The sequence below is a fragment of the Enterobacter sp. ENT02 genome (assembly GCF_019219165.1).
Taxonomy (GTDB): domain Bacteria; phylum Pseudomonadota; class Gammaproteobacteria; order Enterobacterales; family Enterobacteriaceae; genus Enterobacter; species Enterobacter mori.
The window spans coordinates 1-1531 of record NZ_JAHUWD010000015.1 but is presented as its reverse complement, the minus strand read 5'-3'; the positions used below and the strand labels follow the sequence as shown (position 1 = coordinate 1531).

Sequence of the window (1531 nt, the reverse complement as noted above, 5' to 3'; positions counted from 1 at the left end):
TGGTGGTCATTCCGTTCACTTTATGTTCCTTGCTACTCTGTAACGACATGACCGGTGAACGTGCCAGGGTGGCTCAATCTGCACTGAACCCCGTTTCCTGGACACCTTTATTCTTTTGTTTTTTCTGCCTGAGTCCGGTACGCCACCGGGCTCAGGCCGCCAGTTTTCAGGCTGATTCGTTCAGTGTTGAAGTAACGAATATAAGCCTTGATATCCCGCTCCAGCTCTTTCACGCAACCATATCTCTTGCGATAGTACATCTCCACTTTCAGATGGCTGAAGAAGTTTTCCATCGCAGCATTATCCAGGCAGTTTCCCTTTCGCGACATACTCTGGACTATACCGGCTTTTTCCAGCATTAACCGCCATGCCGGTGTCCTGTAAGCCCAGCCCTGATCGCTGTGTAAGACCAGACCTTCACTATGTCTGTGTGCTTTCAGGGCCTTATGCAGCATCCTGCAGACCAGAGGCTGTGAAGCACTGGTCGACATATTCCAGGCCACGATTTCGTTATTGAACAGATCCTGCAGGGCTGACAGGTAAAGTTTCTGTCCCCCGGCCCGGAACTCCGTCACATCCGTACACCACTTGATCCCGCTTCGTTCAGCGCTAAAGTCCCGGGCCAGCAGATTGGCGGATGACAGACCCGCATCAGGCATATATGAGCGATATCTTTTCCGGCGTAGCTGACAGGTGAGTCCATGCTCCTTCATCAGCCTGCGCACTGTTTTGTGATTAAGCACGAAGCCCTTATCCCGTAGTGCTCTCGTCATTCTCCGGTAGCCATAACGCTGCGCATGCCGATGGCTGATGGCCTTCATTGCACTGACTGCATCCGCATAACGCTCAGTCCCGTGCTCAGGGTGCGAGACATGATAATAATATGTGCTGCGTGACAACCGCGCGGCATACAGCAGGCAGGGCAGCCTGTGTGCCGTCAGCAACGACTGCACTAATCTGGTTTTTTCTGCTGCTCCCTGAGTGCATTTTCTTCTCTCAGGGCTTTCAGCTTTTTTAAGTAAGCATTTTCCGCGCGCAGATATTCCAGCTCCCTCTGCAGTTCTTTGGGTGTCATTTCACTGAAAGGCTTGGCGCCGGGAACATATTTTTTCTGTGACATAGCGGGTCCGGGTCTGGCAGTGTGAAGCGCTTTTTCACCTCCCCTCCGGTAACGCTGCGTCCAGTCGAGAATAAGAGACTCATTGGGGATGGCAAAGCGCGATGAAGCCTCCGCATAGCTGCACCTGTTTTCAGCGACGTAGAGGACAACGCGGAGCCTGAATTCTGCAGTATAGGTCCGCGCAGGACGGTCCTCCAGACCGGCTTTACCCTGACGACGGTAAGCCCGCAGCCAGCGGGTCAGTGGGGTTCTGCCCACACTGAACAGGTGGGCTGTTTCTTTGATACTCGACTGTCCGGCCATGTAATGCAGTACAGCTGCAAGCCTGGTATGGAAAGGATATTTCATTGTTCTGAACCTCCAGATTTGGAATCTGGTGTCCAGGATCCGGGGTTCAGTGCAATCGCCACC

1 protein-coding gene is annotated in these 1531 nt (G+C 53.0%); it reads right to left on the bottom strand.

The features are described 5' to 3' along the window. Positions 1 to 107: 107 nt before the first annotated feature. A protein-coding gene (locus KW829_RS22680; RefSeq protein WP_218309141.1) for an IS3 family transposase occupies positions 108 to 1468 on the bottom strand; the annotation gives its coding sequence in 2 pieces (ribosomal slippage) (positions 108 to 1018 and positions 1018 to 1468; 1362 coding nt in all). Between the last annotated feature and the right edge of the window lie 63 nt (positions 1469 to 1531).